General features: G+C 62.1%; 15 protein-coding genes. 1 reads left to right on the forward strand and 14 read right to left on the reverse strand.

The window, feature by feature from the left end; translation table 11 throughout:
* Positions 1–44: 44 nt before the first annotated feature.
* The 9 genes from ACSQ3J_RS20965 to ACSQ3J_RS21005 form a co-directional block, all read right to left on the reverse strand.
* A complete protein-coding gene (locus tag ACSQ3J_RS20965; RefSeq protein WP_436040072.1) occupies positions 45–968 on the reverse strand; it encodes a fatty acid desaturase in 924 nt (307 codons plus the stop codon).
* A gap of 162 nt (positions 969–1,130) precedes the next feature.
* On the reverse strand, positions 1,131–1,646 hold the full coding sequence (locus tag ACSQ3J_RS20970; protein ID WP_436040073.1) for an RES family NAD+ phosphorylase: 516 nt from the start codon (positions 1,644–1,646) through the stop codon (positions 1,131–1,133).
* Positions 1,639–2,010: an antitoxin Xre/MbcA/ParS toxin-binding domain-containing protein gene (locus ACSQ3J_RS20975; RefSeq protein WP_060506851.1), complete on the reverse strand. Its 372-nt coding sequence runs from the start codon at positions 2,008–2,010 to the stop codon at positions 1,639–1,641. Before ACSQ3J_RS20975 ends, ACSQ3J_RS20970 begins: the two co-directional genes overlap by 8 nt.
* Positions 2,011–2,097: 87 nt before the next feature.
* Positions 2,098–2,889 (reverse strand): crotonase/enoyl-CoA hydratase family protein, encoded by a 792-nt coding sequence (locus ACSQ3J_RS20980; RefSeq protein ID WP_436040074.1) that lies wholly within the window; start codon positions 2,887–2,889, stop codon positions 2,098–2,100.
* Positions 2,886–3,767 carry a hydroxymethylglutaryl-CoA lyase gene (locus ACSQ3J_RS20985; RefSeq protein WP_436040075.1) on the reverse strand — a complete coding sequence of 294 codons (882 nt, stop codon included), beginning with the start codon at positions 3,765–3,767 and terminating at the stop codon, positions 2,886–2,888. Before ACSQ3J_RS20985 ends, ACSQ3J_RS20980 begins: the two co-directional genes overlap by 4 nt.
* Positions 3,767–5,752 carry an acetyl/propionyl/methylcrotonyl-CoA carboxylase subunit alpha gene (locus ACSQ3J_RS20990; RefSeq protein ID WP_436040076.1) on the reverse strand — a complete coding sequence of 662 codons (1,986 nt, stop codon included), beginning with the start codon at positions 5,750–5,752 and terminating at the stop codon, positions 3,767–3,769. The genes ACSQ3J_RS20985 and ACSQ3J_RS20990 overlap by 1 nt, the downstream gene beginning before the upstream one ends.
* 14 nt (positions 5,753–5,766) lie before the next feature.
* Entirely contained in the window at positions 5,767–6,150 is a 384-nt protein-coding gene (locus tag ACSQ3J_RS20995) for a RidA family protein (protein ID WP_436040078.1), read from the reverse strand.
* An 11-nt stretch (positions 6,151–6,161) separates the two neighbouring features.
* Positions 6,162–7,769: a carboxyl transferase domain-containing protein gene (locus tag ACSQ3J_RS21000; RefSeq protein WP_436040079.1), complete on the reverse strand. Its 1,608-nt coding sequence runs from the start codon at positions 7,767–7,769 to the stop codon at positions 6,162–6,164.
* Positions 7,770–7,806: 37 nt separating this feature from the next.
* Entirely contained in the window at positions 7,807–8,970 is a 1,164-nt protein-coding gene (locus ACSQ3J_RS21005; protein WP_436040080.1) for an isovaleryl-CoA dehydrogenase, read from the reverse strand.
* A 384-nt stretch (positions 8,971–9,354) separates the two neighbouring features.
* Here ACSQ3J_RS21005 and ACSQ3J_RS21010 point away from each other — a divergent pair, with 384 nt between their 5' ends.
* The gene (locus tag ACSQ3J_RS21010; RefSeq protein WP_436040082.1) at positions 9,355–10,566 is read left to right on the forward strand and encodes a TIGR03862 family flavoprotein; all 1,212 of its coding nucleotides are present in this window, start codon (positions 9,355–9,357) and stop codon (positions 10,564–10,566) included.
* A gap of 12 nt (positions 10,567–10,578) precedes the next feature.
* On the opposite strand, the gene ACSQ3J_RS21015 is transcribed toward ACSQ3J_RS21010, so the two are convergent.
* The 5 genes from ACSQ3J_RS21015 to gcl form a co-directional block, all read right to left on the reverse strand.
* Entirely contained in the window at positions 10,579–10,998 is a 420-nt protein-coding gene (locus tag ACSQ3J_RS21015) for a DUF4174 domain-containing protein (RefSeq protein WP_436040084.1), read from the reverse strand.
* A gap of 146 nt (positions 10,999–11,144) precedes the next feature.
* Positions 11,145–12,413: a glycerate kinase type-2 family protein gene (locus ACSQ3J_RS21020; protein WP_436040085.1), complete on the reverse strand. Its 1,269-nt coding sequence runs from the start codon at positions 12,411–12,413 to the stop codon at positions 11,145–11,147.
* Positions 12,414–12,476: 63 nt separating this feature from the next.
* Positions 12,477–13,361: a 2-hydroxy-3-oxopropionate reductase gene (locus tag ACSQ3J_RS21025; RefSeq protein ID WP_436040086.1), complete on the reverse strand. Its 885-nt coding sequence runs from the start codon at positions 13,359–13,361 to the stop codon at positions 12,477–12,479.
* 5 nt (positions 13,362–13,366) lie between these two features.
* Positions 13,367–14,182: a hydroxypyruvate isomerase gene (gene hyi, locus ACSQ3J_RS21030; RefSeq protein WP_436040087.1), complete on the reverse strand. Its 816-nt coding sequence runs from the start codon at positions 14,180–14,182 to the stop codon at positions 13,367–13,369.
* Positions 14,183–14,204: 22 nt separating this feature from the next.
* A complete protein-coding gene (gcl, locus tag ACSQ3J_RS21035) occupies positions 14,205–15,989 on the reverse strand; it encodes a glyoxylate carboligase (protein ID WP_436040088.1) in 1,785 nt (594 codons plus the stop codon).
* Positions 15,990–16,372 lie beyond the last annotated feature (383 nt).

Below are 16,372 nucleotides of genomic sequence, written 5' to 3' on the forward strand. Positions count from 1 at the left end.
AATCGGCCCGCGCCGTATCACCAGATTTTGACGCGGCGGCACGTTCATCCGGAATGGTTCGGATGGGTGATCTCGTCATGCGGCTTCAGGAAAAATCGCCGGGCAACGTCCCAGTAGCTGTTATAGACCAGCCCGCCATTGGTATCGATAAGGGCCTCCCGGTTGCGGCGGTAGACCGAGGGCAGCCGGTACCAGGAAATGCCGGGCTTCAGATGATGCAGCACATGCAGGTTGTTATAGAGAAACAGCAGCCCGAACAGGTGGCTGTTCTCGACGATCGCCGTGCGCTCCTCGTGCCGTTCGGCATAGCGGTGCTCGGCATAGGAGCGCAGCCGCGTCAGCGCCCCGCCAAAATAGACGAAGCCGAAGAAATAGAGCCAGAACGGCATGCCGCAGATCACCGTGACCCACAACAGCACCGCTGCGACACAGAGCATATGCACCGCCCAGACATGCGCCCGGCCGGGTTCGCCGGCCCTCAGCAGCCGCGCCTCCCGCGCCAGGAAACTCGCCAGCATGACAGCGGGTCCGATGGTCAGCCGCCCGAGTAGCGTCGTGTTCCAGCGGGCGAGTTGCTTGCCCGCCCGCCCCAGCCGCTCCCAGGCGGCAACGGTGAAATAGGAGGATTCCGGATCCTCGATCGGATCGGTCAGATGTTCGTCGCGATGATGCTCCAGGTGGCTTTCACGATAGATCGGATAGGGCAGCCAGAGCGACAGCGGGATCGAACCGATGGCATCGTTGACGCGCTGATTTTCTGTCGGGTGCCCATGGATGACCTCGTGCTGCAGCGATCCCTGCCAGGCAATCAACCAGCCGCCCACCAGCGCAACGACAACAACAGGCAGCGATTGCCACCAGAATGTCAGCGCCAGAAATCCGCCGTAGATCGCGATAGCAAGAATGATGGTCGGCCATTCCATGCGGCGGCGCGGAATTTTGATTGTATAGGATGGCGTCTTCGACATGCGCGGCTGTTCCCCCCAAAGGCAGAGAGAAGTTACAGCGTCACGCGCGACTTAGATAATTATGTTTATTTATTTTGTAGACTATTTTGGGGAAATCGTTCGTTCCCAGCTGCATCGGCTGTGGCTTTCATCCTTAATCTGCCCTAGATAACGACATCCGCATCACACCCACGACGCCGGCGTCTTCGGCAAGCGGCCATCCGGATCAACGACATCGAGCCGCGGCGCGCCCTTGGCATTCCACCGCCACAACGCCACGCAGGTTCCGCCCGGCGACATGAAGGAGGGATAGACGACACCGTCGAAACCCTCGGCCAGCAGCCGCTGGCGCAATAGGTGCGTCTGCGGCACCTTGCCTTCGTCCAGCAGCATCCGCCATTCGCACTGGTGGATGTCCTCCGGAACGGCAAGGCCGGACAAAACGTCCAAATCCGTCAGGTCGGCCAGTGCGGCATCCTTGAGATCCAGCTGCGCGATCAGCGCCGGGTGCTGGACAAAACCCTGATTGTATTCTGCCCAGGCGGTTGAAAGTTCACGTGCCGCATAGACCGTCGCCGCTCCCACCGGGTTCCAACGGCCGCCGAAGCGCGCCGCCCCCTCGCCGGACAGCGGCGCAAAAGCCCATTGCGGCACGAAGGCGCGCCACAGCGTCAGCGTGTTTCTGGTTCTGTCAGGCATAGACGCCGGATCGGACCGCCTCGAGATAAGCCAGCACCTTGTCCGACTTGCCCTCGCTCACCAGATCATAGGCGGTCTTGCCCGCCCATCCAGGAATCGGCTGATGCTTGAACCAGATGGTGGCGCGGTTTTCGTCACCAGCCATTTCGCTCGCCATGGCAAGGATGCGCACGACATGGCTCAAGGCATGATCCACCTTGCGTGCGCCGGATTTCGCCGTCAGCGTATTGCGGGCAACACCAATCAGCCGGGCAAGCTCGGACAGGGTTACACCGAGCTGCTTGGAGACCCGCTCAGCCGAAAGGAACGGTGATTGACCGTCGCCGAACCGGCTTGCCGTCATATCGAAGCTCAGAGCTGTCATGACACTTTCCTAACACATATTGATAACTACAAGATCAAAATATGCTCAAACCATGCGCATTTCAAGCGCAACCGTCAATCAGGACTGCTAGACCGGTTTCCGCCACCATGGCTCGCGCTTTTCCAGAAAGGCCGAAATCCCTTCCCGCGCCTCGTCCGTTTCCCAGACATCGGCCAGCCGCTCGATGGTCGCTTCGATGACCGCTTCATTAATCGGCATGCCCAACGACCGCGCCAGCGCCTTGGATTGGCCAACTGCGCCGGGCGCAACCTGCAGATAGGGCACCACTTCCGCTTCGATCGCCGCATCGAGATCACTTGGCGGCACCACGCGCGTCAAAAGGCCTGCGGGTTGCGCTTCCTGAGCGTCAAAAATCCTGCCGGACATGAATAAGGGCCGCGCCCGCCCCTCGCCGATCCGCGCCACCACATAGGGACTGATCGTTGCCGGGATCAGCCCCAGCCGGGTTTCCGTCAATCCGAACTTGGCCGTCTCGGCCGCAACAGCCACGTCCGCAATACACAACAAGCCGATGCCGCCGCCAAACGCATTGCCCTGCACGCGAGCAATGAGCGGTTTCTCCAGATCGTTCAGCGCTTTGAACATCAAGGCCAGCCGCGTGGCCTCCTTGATGCGCGCCGCCCGGTCCGCCTCGATCTGCGCCTTCATCCAGCCGAGATCGCCACCGGCGCAAAAGCTTGCGCCGTCCGCCGACAATACAATGGCCCGAACGGCAGCATCTGAGCCCAGCAATCTTGCCACAGTGGTCAATTCGCCGATCATAGTACCGGACAAAGCATTGTGTTTGTCGGGACGCGCAAGCGCCAACCGCGCCACACCCCGGCCGTCAACCTCGATGCGGATGGTCTCATAGGTCATGCCGCACTCCTCAAACTGCGCGCGAAGAGAGACGCGGCCTCAAGCGCGTCTTCATCAAGTCCGGTGACAAATCCGCGGCTCTTCACATAGCGGTCCACCAGCAGCGTATCGACATTGCCCTTGGCGCCCGGCGCATAGGGACAGCCGCCGAGCCCGCCAACGGACGCATCGAACACCCTGAGACCGCGATCCAGCGCCACGCCGATGTTGTCGAGCGCCCGGCCCGACGTGTCGTGAAAATGTCCGGCGAGTTTTTGGGCGGGAATACCCTCAAGCACGACAGCCAGCATGCGGTCCACCGCCTCCGGCGTGCCACGGCCGATCGTATCGCCAAGGCTGATTTCATAGCAGCCAAGCCCCAGCAGCTGCGCCGCGACACCAGCAGCGCTTTCGGGCGCCACAACGCCATCATAGGGGCATTCGACCACGCAGCTGACATAACCGCGCACTGCAATTCCCTCTTTGCGGGCCGCCTCCGCCACCGGACGAAACCGCTCGATACTTTCGGCAATCGAGCAATTGATATTGTGCTGCGAAAATCCTTCGGAGGCCGAGGCGAAGATCGCCACCTCGTCCGCACCTGCCGCAAGCGCAGCCTCGAAACCCTTCATATTGGGCGTCAGCACGGCGTACCGCACGCCCGGCGGCCGGGCGATCCCCGCCATGACCTCGGCGGCATCGGCCAGTTGCGGCACCCATTTCGAGCTGACGAAACTCGTCACCTCGATCCGCTCGAAACCACAACCCGACAGCATGTCGGTGAGCCTGATCTTGTCCCTGGTTTCGATCAGCACCTTCTCGTTCTGCAGGCCGTCACGCGGTGCCATCTCGACGATGGACACGCGGCTTGCGGCGGCATCCGGATCCAAGAAAGACATCACGCCTCCTGCGGCTTCAGCGTAAGCAGAACCGCTCCATCGACAGTCTGGTCACCCTCGGCAACAAACAGGTTTTCAATGACGCCGTCCCGGCTGGCCGAAAGCGTCAGCTCCATTTTCATCGCTTCCATGACAACAAGCGGACCGCCTTTCGACACCGTATCGCCTTCCTTCACCCGCACCAGCTTGATCAGCCCCGGCATCGGCGCCGTCAAACGGTCGCTACCTTCAGCGCTTTCCGCCTCGCCATCCAGCGGATCGGGAACGTGGAAATCAAAGGCACGGCCATCGACGAGAAGCGTAAACCCTTTTGCGATTTCAAGCCGCTGCAAACGGCTCTGGCGCCCATCAGCCTCGACAAGGCAACCGCCGTCGAACCGGCCGGAAATCCGGACGGGAATGACCCGGCTGTTGCCATGCACGGCAAACAGGTCGAGACCACGCGCCGCCACGCGCAGCATATGCCGCTCGCCGGCATGATCCAGCGTCACCGTGCGCGTCGCCTGCCCCCAGACCTGCCAGTGGCCGAGCGACCGCCAGGGATCATCGGCCGACGGCAGCTGCAGCGTGCCGAGCGACAAAACTGCTGCGAGCGCCAGCGCCGTTTCATCCGGCGCTTCGGTCACCGTCAATGCAGCAACTTCCCGGTCGATCAGGCCCGTGTCGGGATGCCCGGCGGCAAAATCCGGCTGCTGGCTCAAGCGCGTCAGAAATTCAAGATTGTTGGCGACGCCGCCGATATGGCTCGCCGCCAAAGCCCCGGTAAGCCTGGCCAACGCCGCAGCCCGCGTCGATCCGTGGACGATCAGCTTGGCAATCATCGGATCGTAGAATGGGCTGATCCGGTCACCTTGGCGCACCCCGGCATCGACCCGCACACCATCAGCCGGAAACCCGACATGCGATAGCGTGCCGGTCGATGGCAAAAAACCGCGCGCGGGATCTTCCGCATAGACTCGCGCCTCGAAGGCCCAGCCGTCGATCGACAGTTCCGATTGCTTCAACGGCAAGGGCTCGCCATTGGCCACCCGCAATTGCCACTCGACCAGATCGATACCGGTGATTGCCTCCGTCACCGGATGCTCGACCTGCAGCCGCGTGTTCATTTCCATGAAGAAGAACCGGTCGGGCCAGAGCCCGTCGGAAACATCGGCGATGAACTCGACCGTGCCGGCGCCGCAATAATCGATGGCGCGCGCCGCCCGTACGGCCGCCTCGCCCATCGCCCGGCGCATTTCCGCCGTCATGCCCGGCGCCGGTGCTTCCTCGATGACCTTCTGGTGTCGCCGCTGCAACGAGCAATCGCGCTCGAAAAGATGCACCGCATTGCCATGCCGGTCGCCGAAGACCTGAATCTCGATATGGCGTGGTTTCATCAGGTATTTTTCGATCAGCACGGCGCCGTCGCCGAAGGCCGCCTCCGCCTCCCGCCGCGCTGCTTCGAGCGAAGCACCGAAATCCTCGGCCCGGTCGACGCGGCGCATGCCCTTGCCGCCACCGCCCGCCCGTGCCTTGATCAGCACCGGAAAGCCGATATCGATCGCCTGTTCGGCAAGAAATGCGGCATCCTGATTGTCGCCGTGATAGCCCGGAACCACCGGCACGCCGGATTGCTCCATCAGCGCCTTTGCCGCATCCTTCAGGCCCATGGCGCGAATGGCTGCGGCCGAGGGTCCGATAAAGGCCATGCCCGCCGCCTCGACAGCCTCGGCAAACTCGGCATTCTCCGACAGGAACCCGTAACCGGGGTGGATCGCCTGCGCGCCCGCGCGCTCGGCAGCCGCAATGATCCGTCCGGCGTTCAGGTAGCTTTCGCTCGCCGCCGCAGCGCCGATGCGAAAGGCTTCGTCCGCCAGTTCGACATGCAGCGCACCGGCATCCGCATCGGAAAATACCGCGACCGTCCGAATACCGAGCCGCCGCGCCGTGCGAATAATCCGGCAGGCGATTTCACCACGATTGGCAACGAGTATCTTGGAAAACATTACTCTATCCCGGTCTATTGCGCGGCGATGACTTCGACCTCGAGAAGCCAGGCCCCGTCAAAAATACCGGCGATTACCACTGTCATCGCCGGCGTCAGGCTGCCCAGATATTCGCTGCGGATTTCACGATTGGCCATGGTGTGATGCCGGTCAGCGAGATAGGCCGTCACCTTGACGATATCCGCCTTGCTCATCCCGGCGGCCTTCAATTGCGCATCGACATTCAGCCAGACCTGCCGCGCCTGGGCTTCAAACCCTGAAGGTACGTTGTCGTCTGAATCCGTCGGGATCTGGCCGCTGACGAAGAGCAGGCGCTGAAAATCCTCAAGCCGGACAGCCTGTGAATAACCACCGCGTGGCTGAGGGGCGTTCTTGGCATTGAAAGCATCACGTTTCATGGTCTTTCTCCTCACATCCTGAACAGGCCAAAACAGGTATCGTCGATCGGCGCATTGAGTGCCGCCGACAGGGAAAGCGCCAGCACATCGCGGCTTTTGCGCGGGTCGATGATGCCGTCGTCCCACAGCCGCGCCGAGGCATAAAGCGGGTGGCTCTGGGTCTCGAACAGGTTCAGCACCGGCTGCTTGAACTTCGCCTCGTCTTCCTCGGTCCAGGGCGTGCCCGCACGTTTCAGCGCGTCGCCGCGTACCGTTGCCAGCACCCCTGCCGCCTGCTCACCGCCCATGACGGAAATCCGGCTGTTCGGCCAGGTCCACAGGAAGCGCGGTGAAAATGCCCGGCCGCCCATGCCATAATTGCCGGCACCAAACGAGCCGCCGACCAGCATGGTGATCTTCGGCACCCTGGTCGTCGCCACCGCCGTCACCAACTTGGCACCGTGCTTGGCAATGCCCTCCGTCTCGTATTTGCGCCCGACCATGAAGCCGGTAATGTTCTGCAGGAAGATCAAAGGGATCTTCCGCTGCGAGCACAGCTCGACGAAATGCGTGCCCTTCAGTGCCGATTCCGAAAACAGCACGCCATTGTTGGCGATGATGCCGACCGGAATTCCGTGAATATGGGCAAAACCGCAGACCAGCGTCGTTCCGTAGCGCGCCTTGAACTCGTCCAGCCGCGAGCCATCGACGATCCGGGCGATCACTTCGCGGATGTCATAGGGCGTGCGCAGGTCGGCGGGAACGACACCGGAGATATCGCCGGGATCGTAGACCGGTTCTTCCGGCGCCTGCCGCTCGACGGTGGTTATGGAGGTGCGGTTGAGGTTGGCAACCGCCCGGCGCGCCAGCGCCAGCGCATGCGCATCGTCGCGGGCCAGATGATCGGCAACGCCGGAAAGCCGCGTATGCACATCGCCGCCCCCGAGATCCTCCGACGTCACCACCTCGCCCGTCGCAGCCCGCACCAGCGGCGGCCCGGCGAGAAAGATCGTCCCCTGCCCCTCGACGATGATTGCCTCGTCCGACATCGCCGGGACATAGGCGCCACCCGCCGTGCAGGAGCCCATGACGACGGCGATCTGCGGAATGCCCGCGGCCGACATATTGGCCTGATTATAGAAGATGCGGCCGAAATGATCGCGATCCGGAAACACTTCATCCTGGTTCGGCAGGTTGGCGCCGCCGGAATCGACCAGATAGATGCAGGGCAGGTTATTCTCCGCCGCGATCTCCTGTGCCCGCAAATGCTTCTTCACCGTCATCGGATAATAGGTGCCGCCTTTGACCGTCGCATCGTTGCAGACGATCATGCAGTCATGGCCGGACACACGGCCGATACCGGTGACCAGCCCCGCCCCCGGCGCCTCGCCCTTGTAGAGCCCGTGCGCCGCCGTCAAGCCCACTTCCAGAAAGGGCGTCGCCGGGTCGATCAGTTGCGCCACCCGTTCACGCGGCAGCATCTTGCCACGGCTGACATGACGCTCGCGCGCCACCTCGCCGCCACCGCCGGCAGCCAGCGCCGCCGCTTCCTCAACGACACGCATCGCCTCCGCCATCGCAGCGCTGTTGGCGCGGAAGGTTTCCGAGGACGTGGTAATTTGCGATTTCAGAACGGCCATTCATTCCCCCGACCAAACATCCTGCAGAGTGTCACGTTCAAGCCGTCTCGCAGAAAAGCTCCCTGCCGATCAGCATACGCCGTATTTCCGAGGTTCCAGCACCGATCTCGTACAGTTTCGCGTCCCTCAGCAGCCGCCCGGCCGGATAGTCGTTGGTGTAGCCATTGCCACCCAGCACCTGGATCGTCTCCAGCGCCAGGGCGGTTGCCCGTTCCGCCGCGTAGAGAATGCACCCGGCCGCATCCTTGCGTGTCGTCTCGCCCCTGTCGCAGGCGGCGGCGACGGCATAGACATAGGCGCGTGCTGCGTTCAGCGTCACATACATGTCGGCGATCTTGCCCTGCATCAGCTGAAATTCGCCGATCGGCTGGCCGAACTGCTTTCGCTCATGCAAATAGGGGACCGCGACGTCGAGGCAAGCCGCCATGATGCCGAGCGGCCCGGCCGACAAGACGACACGCTCGTAATCGAGGCCCGACATCAAAATCCGCACACCCCCGCCAACGCTGCCGAGCACATTTTCCTCCGGCACCTCGCAATCGCTGAAGATCAGCTCGCAGGTATTGGAGCCGCGCATTCCCAGCTTGTCGAGCTTCTGGCCGGTCGAAAATCCGGCAAACCCCTTTTCGACCAGAAACGCGGTAATGCCGCGCGGCCCGGCATCCGGATCGGTCTTGGCGTAGACCACCAGAACGTCCGCATCAGGACCATTGGTGATCCACATCTTGTTGCCGTTGAGCACGTAGCGGTCGCCGCGCTTGTCGGCGCGCAGCTTCATCGACACCACATCGGAGCCTGCCCCCGGCTCGGACATTGCCAGCGCGCCAACATGTTCGCCGGAAATCAGCTTCGGAAGGTACCGGGCTTTCTGCGCGTCTGAGCTGTTGCGGTTGATCTGGTTGACGCAGAGATTGGAATGGGCACCATAACTCAAGGCCACCGAGGCCGAGGCCCGGCTGATTTCCTCCATCGCCACGCAATGGGCGAGATAGCCAAGGCCGATGCCGCCATAATCCTCGCCCGCCGTGATCCCGAGCAGGCCGAGATCGCCCAGCTCACGCCAGAGCGGCATCGGAAAACTGTTGCTCCGGTCGATATCCGCCGCCTGCGGCGCAATACGCTCGCTGGCAAACCGCTGCACGGTGTCGCGCAGAGCCTCGATCTCGTCGCCCAAGGCAAAATTCAAGCCGCCAGAATACATCAAGCCTCCTCCCAGCCGGATCGCGCTGCCTGAACGGAAAGAAGACGACGATATGAGACCGGCCTCAAAAAAGGCGGGCAAGGATATCGGCATTCCTCCCGGTACAGCAGCCGCTGCAAGACGCCGGTGCTGCAGACTCCTCTCCACCGCACCGGTACCAGTTTTCGAGACTAACACAGCCGCAAAACAATTTCCGAACCAAGACAGCGGCTTGCGCGCATGATTTGTAAAAAAATACGATCGAACCGGATCGTCTGCGATGGCAGTTGCGGCGATGAGCGGATAACTGCGTGTCTTCAGAATACGGAATGATCACGTTTATCCTTGCGCATGAAGCCTGTAGTCTCCAAGACGGGCTTGGAACAACGGCAGCGGACGCATCTAATGACGGCAAAACAGATCGCGATCATCGGCGGCGGCCCCGCGGGCCTGATGGCGGCGGAGGTGTTGTCGTCGTCCGGCCATGCCGTAACGGTCTATGATGGCATGCCGACATTCGGCCGCAAGTTCCTGCTTGCCGGAAAATCAGGTCTCAACATCACCCATTCCGAAGACTATCAGCGTTTCGCCACCCGTTTCGGCGCCGCATCGGATCGCCTGCGTACTGCGCTGGATGCTTTCACCCCCGCCGACGTACAGGCATGGGCGGCGGGCCTCGGCACGGAAACCTTTACCGGCACTTCCGGCCGCGTCTTTCCAACCGTCATGAAGGCCTCGCCGCTGTTGCGGGCCTGGCTGAAGCGGCTGGAGACACAGGGCGTCAAGCTGATGACCCGCCACCGCTGGACAGGTTTCACCGATGACGGCCTCACCTTCGAAACCCCGAATGACCTCAAAACCATCCACAGCGACGCGACGCTGCTTGCGCTCGGTGGCGCCAGCTGGCCGCGCCTCGGCGCCGATGGCAGCTGGTTTCCGTTGCTGAGAGACAAAGGCGTCGGCATCACCGACCTGCAGCCCGCCAATTGCGGCTTCGATGTCAATTGGAGCGATGTCTTCAAGGACCGCTTTGCCGGCGCGCCGCTGAAATCCGTCACGACCACATCGGATGCAGGCACCTTCCCCGGCGAATTCGTCATCTCCCGCCATGGCATCGAAGGCAGCCTCGTCTATGCCCATTCGGCGGCGTTGCGGGAGCGGCTGATACGGCAGAGCAAGGCAACCCTGCTGGTCGATCTTGCCCCCGGCCGCAGTGTCGAACGACTGGAAAGGGACCTGGCAAGGCAGGACGGAAAAATCAGCCTTTCCAACCGCCTGCGCAAGGGCGCTGGCCTGGAAGGCGTCAAGGCCGCACTCGTGCGCGAACTCGGCACCCAATCGCTCGGCGATCCCGCCCAGCTCGCGCTGCTGATCAAGGCCCTGTCCATTCCCGTCACGCGGCCCCGTCCCATCGCCGAAGCCATTTCCTCGGCAGGCGGCATCCGTTTCGATGCTGTCGATGAGCGCTATATGCTGAAAGCCTTGCCTGGCGTCTTCGCCGCCGGAGAAATGCTGGATTGGGAAGCCCCAACAGGCGGTTACCTGCTCACCGCCTGTTTCGCCACCGGCCGGGCGGCGGCGGCGGGGATCAATCAATGGCTGAAAAGCCAAGTTTAAGCATCGCCGATTTCAGTTGGAGCGTTTGGTCTGCGTTGCCGGCAACTGATCGATCAACGCAAACAGCACCGCTGCCGGCACCACCTCGTCGGTGCGGAACGTCACCGCACCATCCTTGCTGACCAGCATCATTGCAAAGAAGCCGTTCGTGACGTCCAGATCGGAGCGGATGGCGTAGCAATTGAGGTCGTATTCCGGTCCGAACAACGCCTTGACGTCATTGCGACCGACCTCCAGCACGATGATATCTCTTTCGCGCAGCCCCTCGGCCTGGGCAAGCAGCTGGTTTGCCTGCCGCGCCGCATCGATATGACTGTCATCCGGGAAAATGATCACCACGCGGTAGCGCCATTCGAAATCGGCCAGACTCATTCCGCCCTGCTGCGGATCGATTTCGATACCGGAGATTGCGGGAGACAATGATTTCAGCATTGCCGTCATCCTCCTGCGTTGAACCATGAGGAAATTAACTGCCGATCAAGGCATTTGGTTCCGAATCCTTCGCGGAGTCGATGCGTGGCGGCAGAGCCATTCATCCCCCCGTCATCAAGTCAGTTGCGCAAGCAGACGATGCAGGCCTACTGCACCAGAATCGCCCGAAAATCATTGACGTTGGTCCCTGTCGGTCCCGGCTTGAAAATGTCACCGACCGCATCGAATGCGGTCCAGGCGTCGTTGCGGTCGAGTAAAGCCGCTCCGTCGACACCGGCCCTTGCAAGCCGCGACACACTCGTGTCGTCCGCAAACGCCCCGGCATTGTCCTCCGACCCATCGATACCATCGGTATCGGCGGCTAGCGCCGAAATACCATCGGCACCATCGATCCCGAGTGCCGCCGACAGAAGAAATTCGCTGTTGCGCCCACCCTTGCCCTTGCCCCGGATCGTCACTGTCGTCTCGCCGCCGGAGAGAATGACCACCGGCTTTTGAAAAGGCCGGTTTCGAACGGCAACCTCGCGGGCAATCGCCGCATGCACGCGCCCGACCTCCCGTGCCTCGCCTTCGATGGCATCGGACAGGATCACGGCCTCGACACCCGCCGCCCGTGCCGTTTCGGCCGCAGCCTCCAGCGAAACCGCAGCCGAAGCGACAAGCCGGACCGCGTTGCGGCGAAACGTTTGGTCGGCCGGGTTGGGAGCTTCAGACGCATCGCTGCGGATATACGCCATCACCTTTTCCGGCAATTCCAGGCGATAGCGTTCGATAAGGCGCAAGGCATCGTCGCGCGTGCTTTTGTCCGGGATGGTCGGCCCCGAAGCGACCAGCGCCGGATCGTCGCCGGGAATGTCCGAGACCACCAGCGACACGACCTTCGCAGGCCAGGCCGCAGCAGCCAGCCGTCCGCCCTTGATGCCGGAAACATGCTTGCGGATCGCATTCATCGCGCTGATCGGCGCGCCGGATGCCAGAAGCGCCCGGTTGACGGCGATCTCGTCGTCCAGCGTCAGATCACCAGCCGGTAACGGCAATAGCGCCGAGCCGCCACCGCAGATCAGCGCCACAACGAGGTCGTCGTCGGTGAGGCCACTGACCTCCTCCAGCAACCGGCGCGATGCCTTCAGCCCGTTCCCGTCCGGCAGCGGATGCGATGCCTCCAACACCTCGATCCGCTCGCAGCGCGCACCATAGCCGTAGCGCGTCACGACAGCACCGGTGAGCGGTCCATCCCACAGCCGCTCGAACACCTGCGCCATCTGGGCAGCCCCCTTGCCGGCGCCAATCACCACCGTGCGGCCCTTGGGTTTTTCCGGCAGATTGGCGGCGAGCACCTTTTCCGGGTCGGCGGCAGCGACCGCCGTATGAAACAGCGTTTCCAGAAAGGCTTTCGGGTCGGCGATCACGGCCATGTCTTTTATCCTCATTCATGAAAAGACCGGGCAGCCCTCCTCCTGGCTGCCCGGTCCTTGTCGTCAGGCGACCGCGTGGTTGGCCATGCGTTCAAGCGCCGTGACGAGACCCGAGTGATCGAGCCCGGCATCGCCGTGGGCCGCGCAGCTGTTGAACAGCTCCTGCGTCGCCGCCGTGTTCGGCAGAGAAACACCGATGGCCTTTGCGCCCTGAAGGGCGAGGTTCAGATCCTTCTGGTGCAGCGAGATGCGGAAACCCGGATCAAAAGTGCGCTTGACCATGCGGTCGCCATGCACTTCCAGAATGCGCGACGAAGCAAAGCCGCCCATCAGGGCTTCGCGGACCCGTGCCGGATCGGCACCGGCCTTGGAGGCGAAAACCAGCGCTTCCGCGACAGCTTCGATGGTGAGTGCAACGATGATCTGGTTGGCAACCTTGGTCACCTGGCCGTCGCCGCAGTCGCCGACCAGCGTGATGTTCTTGCCCATCAGCTTGAGCAGCGGCAGCGCCCGGTCAAAACTTGCCTGCGCACCACCGGCCATGATCGACAGCGACGCGTTCTTGGCGCCGACCTCGCCGCCGGACACCGGGGCATCGATATATTCGGCACCCGTTTCGCGGACCTTCTTGGCAAATTCCTTCGTCTCGATCGGCGAGATCGAGCTCATGTCGATCACCAGCTTGCCCGCCGACAGGCCAAAGAAAACGCCGTTTTCGCCGAACAGAACGTCCTTGACTTCCGGCGTGTCCGGCAGCATCAAGATGGTGATGTCGACCTTCTCGGCCAGCGCCTTCGGTGTTTCGACGAACTTCAGGCCGTTGTCGATCAATTCCGGCTTCGGCGGGATATGGAATGTCGAGGTAACGACGGTGTGGCCGGCATCCTGCAGGTGGCGCGCCATCGGCGTGCCCATGATACCCAGTCCGATAAAGCCGATTGTGGCCATGATGCTTAACTCCTGATCTTGATGATGTCTGCGCCATGTGACTGGCGGTTCGTCTCGGTAAACCAGCCGAGCCCTTCGGATGTCGTGGTGCGCGGCTTGTATTCGCAGCCGATGCAGCCGTCATAGCCAGCCGTATCCAGCGCCTCGAAGACGAAGGGATAGTTGATCTCGCCGGTGCCCGGTTCGTTACGGCCGGGATTGTCGGCCAGCTGGATATGGGCGATCTGCGCCTGGTATTTCTTGAACGTACCGATCAGCTCGCCCTCGGTGCGCTGCTGATGGTAGAGGTCGTACTGGATGAACAGGTTGTCGCTGCCGACTTCCTTGATGATCGAGGCTGCCTGCTCCACGGTGTTGAGGTAGAAGCCCGGAATATCGAACCGGTTGATCGGCTCGATCAACAGCCGGATGCCGTGCTTCTTCAGTTCGCCAGCAGCCAGCCGCAGGTTGGCGACGAAGGTCGCCCGGAGCACGTCGTCCGATACGCCGACCGGCGCAATGCCGGAGAGGCAGTTGATCTGGGTGCACCCGAGCGCGGTTGCATAGTCGATCGCCGAAGCCACGCCGCGGCGGAATTCATCGACCCGGTCAGGCAGCACGGCGATGCCGCGCTCGCCACCGGCCCAGTTTCCGGCCGGCAGGTTATGCAGCACCTGGGTCAGGCCGTTGACCTCCAGCGCCGCTTTCAGCGCCTTGGCGTCGAAATCGTAGGGGAAGAGATATTCCACAGCGTCGAACCCGGCCTTGGCAGCCAGCGCGAACCGGTCGAGGAACGGTACCTCGTTGAAAAGCATTGTCAGGTTTGCCGCAAATTTTGGCATGAGAAAATCCTCCGTTCTCTGATCAGTCGAGCAGCGCCATGATCGCCGTCGGGGCGTCCTCGCCGCGTTCGGCCAGTTCCTCGAATTCAACGACAGCGTTGATGTCGGCGCCCATCGAGATATTGGTGACGCGCTCGAGAATGAACTCGACGACAACAGGCACCTGATGTTCGTCCATCAGCGCCTGTGCCTTGGCAAAAGCCTCCTGGAACTCGTTCGGGCTGCGGACCCGGATCCCTTTGCAGCCGAGGCCTTCGGCCACCGCCACGTGATCGACGCCGTAGCCCTTCTCGGCATCGCCGGAATGGTTGATGTTGTCGAAGGCGAGACTGACCTCGAAATCCATGTTCAGCCCGCGCTGCGCCTGGCGGATCAGGCCGAGATAGGAGTTGTTCACCACCACGTGCAGGTAAGGCAGCTTGTGCTGGGCGCCGACAGCCAGTTCCTCGATCATGAACTGGAAATCGTAGTCACCCGAAAGCGCCACGATCTTCCGCTCCGGATCGGCGGCACGCACGCCGAGCGCTGCCGGCAACGTCCAGCCGAGCGGGCCTGCCTGGCCGCAATTGATCCAGTTGCGTGGGCGATAGACATGCAGGAACTGCGCACCGGCGATCTGGCTGAGACCGATGGTCGAGACGTAGCAGGTGTCGCGGCCGAATGCCTTGTTCATCTCCTCGTAGACGCGCTGCGGCTTCAGCGGCGTCTGGTCGAAATGCGTCTTGCGCAGCATCGTCCGCTTGCGCTCGCGGCATTCTTCGGCCCAGCCCGACCAGTCCTTCAGCTTGCCCGCCGTCTTCCATTCGGTCGCAACATCGAGGAACAGTTTTAGGGCTGCGCCCGCATCCGAAACGATGCCGAAGTCCGGTGCGAAAACGCGGCCGATCTGGGTCGGCTCGATATCGACATGGACGAACTTGCGCCCTTCGGTATAGGTCGGCACATTGCCGGTGTGGCGATTGGCCCAGCGGTTGCCGACACCGAGCACGAAGTCGGAGGCGAGCAGATTGGCATTGCCATAGCGATGCGATGTCTGCAGCCCGCACATGCCAGCCATCAGCGGATGATCGTCAGGGATCGTGCCCCAACCCATCAGCGTCGGGATGACCGGAATGCCGGTAATCTCGGCGAATTCGGTGAGCAGGTCGGACGCGTCGGCATTGATGATGCCGCCACCGGCGACGATCAGCGGCCGCTCTGCTTCGTTCAGCATCGCGATCGCCTTTTCGGCCTGCGCCCGTGTCGCGGATGGCTTGTAGGTTTCAAGCGGCGCGTAGGTGTCGATGTCGAACTCGATTTCGGCCAGCTGCACATCGACCGGCAGGTCGATGAGGACCGGACCGGGACGGCCGGAGCGCATCAGGTGGAACGCCTTCTGGAAGACGAACGGCACCAGCGCCGGCTCCATGACGGTGACAGCCCATTTGGTCAGCGGACCGGCGATCTTGGCGATATCGACCGCCTGGAAATCTTCCTTGTCGAGCCGGGCGCGTGGCGCCTGACCGGTAATGCAGAGAATCGGGATCGAGTCCGCCGACGCCGAATAGAGGCCGGTGATCATGTCGGTACCGGCCGGACCGGACGTACCGATGCAGACGCCGATATTGCCATGCTTGGCGCGGGTATATCCTTCCGCCATATGCGAGGCGCCCTCGACATGCCGCGCCAGGATATGGCGCACCGAACCGCGGGCCTTCAGCGCCGAGTAAAAGGGATTGATTGCAGCACCCGGAACCCCGAAGGCGCAATCGACGCCTTCCTTCTCCAGAACCAGAACCGCCGCATCGACTGCGCGCATTTTCGCCATGAGTTTATCCTCCATCGTGTGAGGATCAGGGTAGTCCAATTTTTTCGACGGACAATCACAAAATGGAAATCATTCCCACCATACGGAAATAAACATCTTCAACGATTCCGATATGAATGGCGGCGTTCTGGAGCATGATAAATGGCTACGGAATTCATGCACGGCAGCCAATCCCTCTTCTCCCCAGCGGGGAGAAGGTGGCGCAAAGCGCCGGATGAGGGGGGCGAAGCCATTGGTTCAGGAACTTGCCGAACTGCCCCCTCATCGCCTCGCATGCGCTGGGCACTTCTCCCCGTGGGGGAGAAGAAGAAGATACGGAAGCACCCGTTCCGCTTTCGGCAACGATGCACTATGTCATGGACGACCAGACAAACCGGAGCCGA

The sequence above is a fragment of the Rhizobium sp. LjRoot98 genome, from assembly GCF_964252935.1.
Classification (GTDB): Bacteria; Pseudomonadota; Alphaproteobacteria; order Rhizobiales; family Rhizobiaceae; genus Pararhizobium.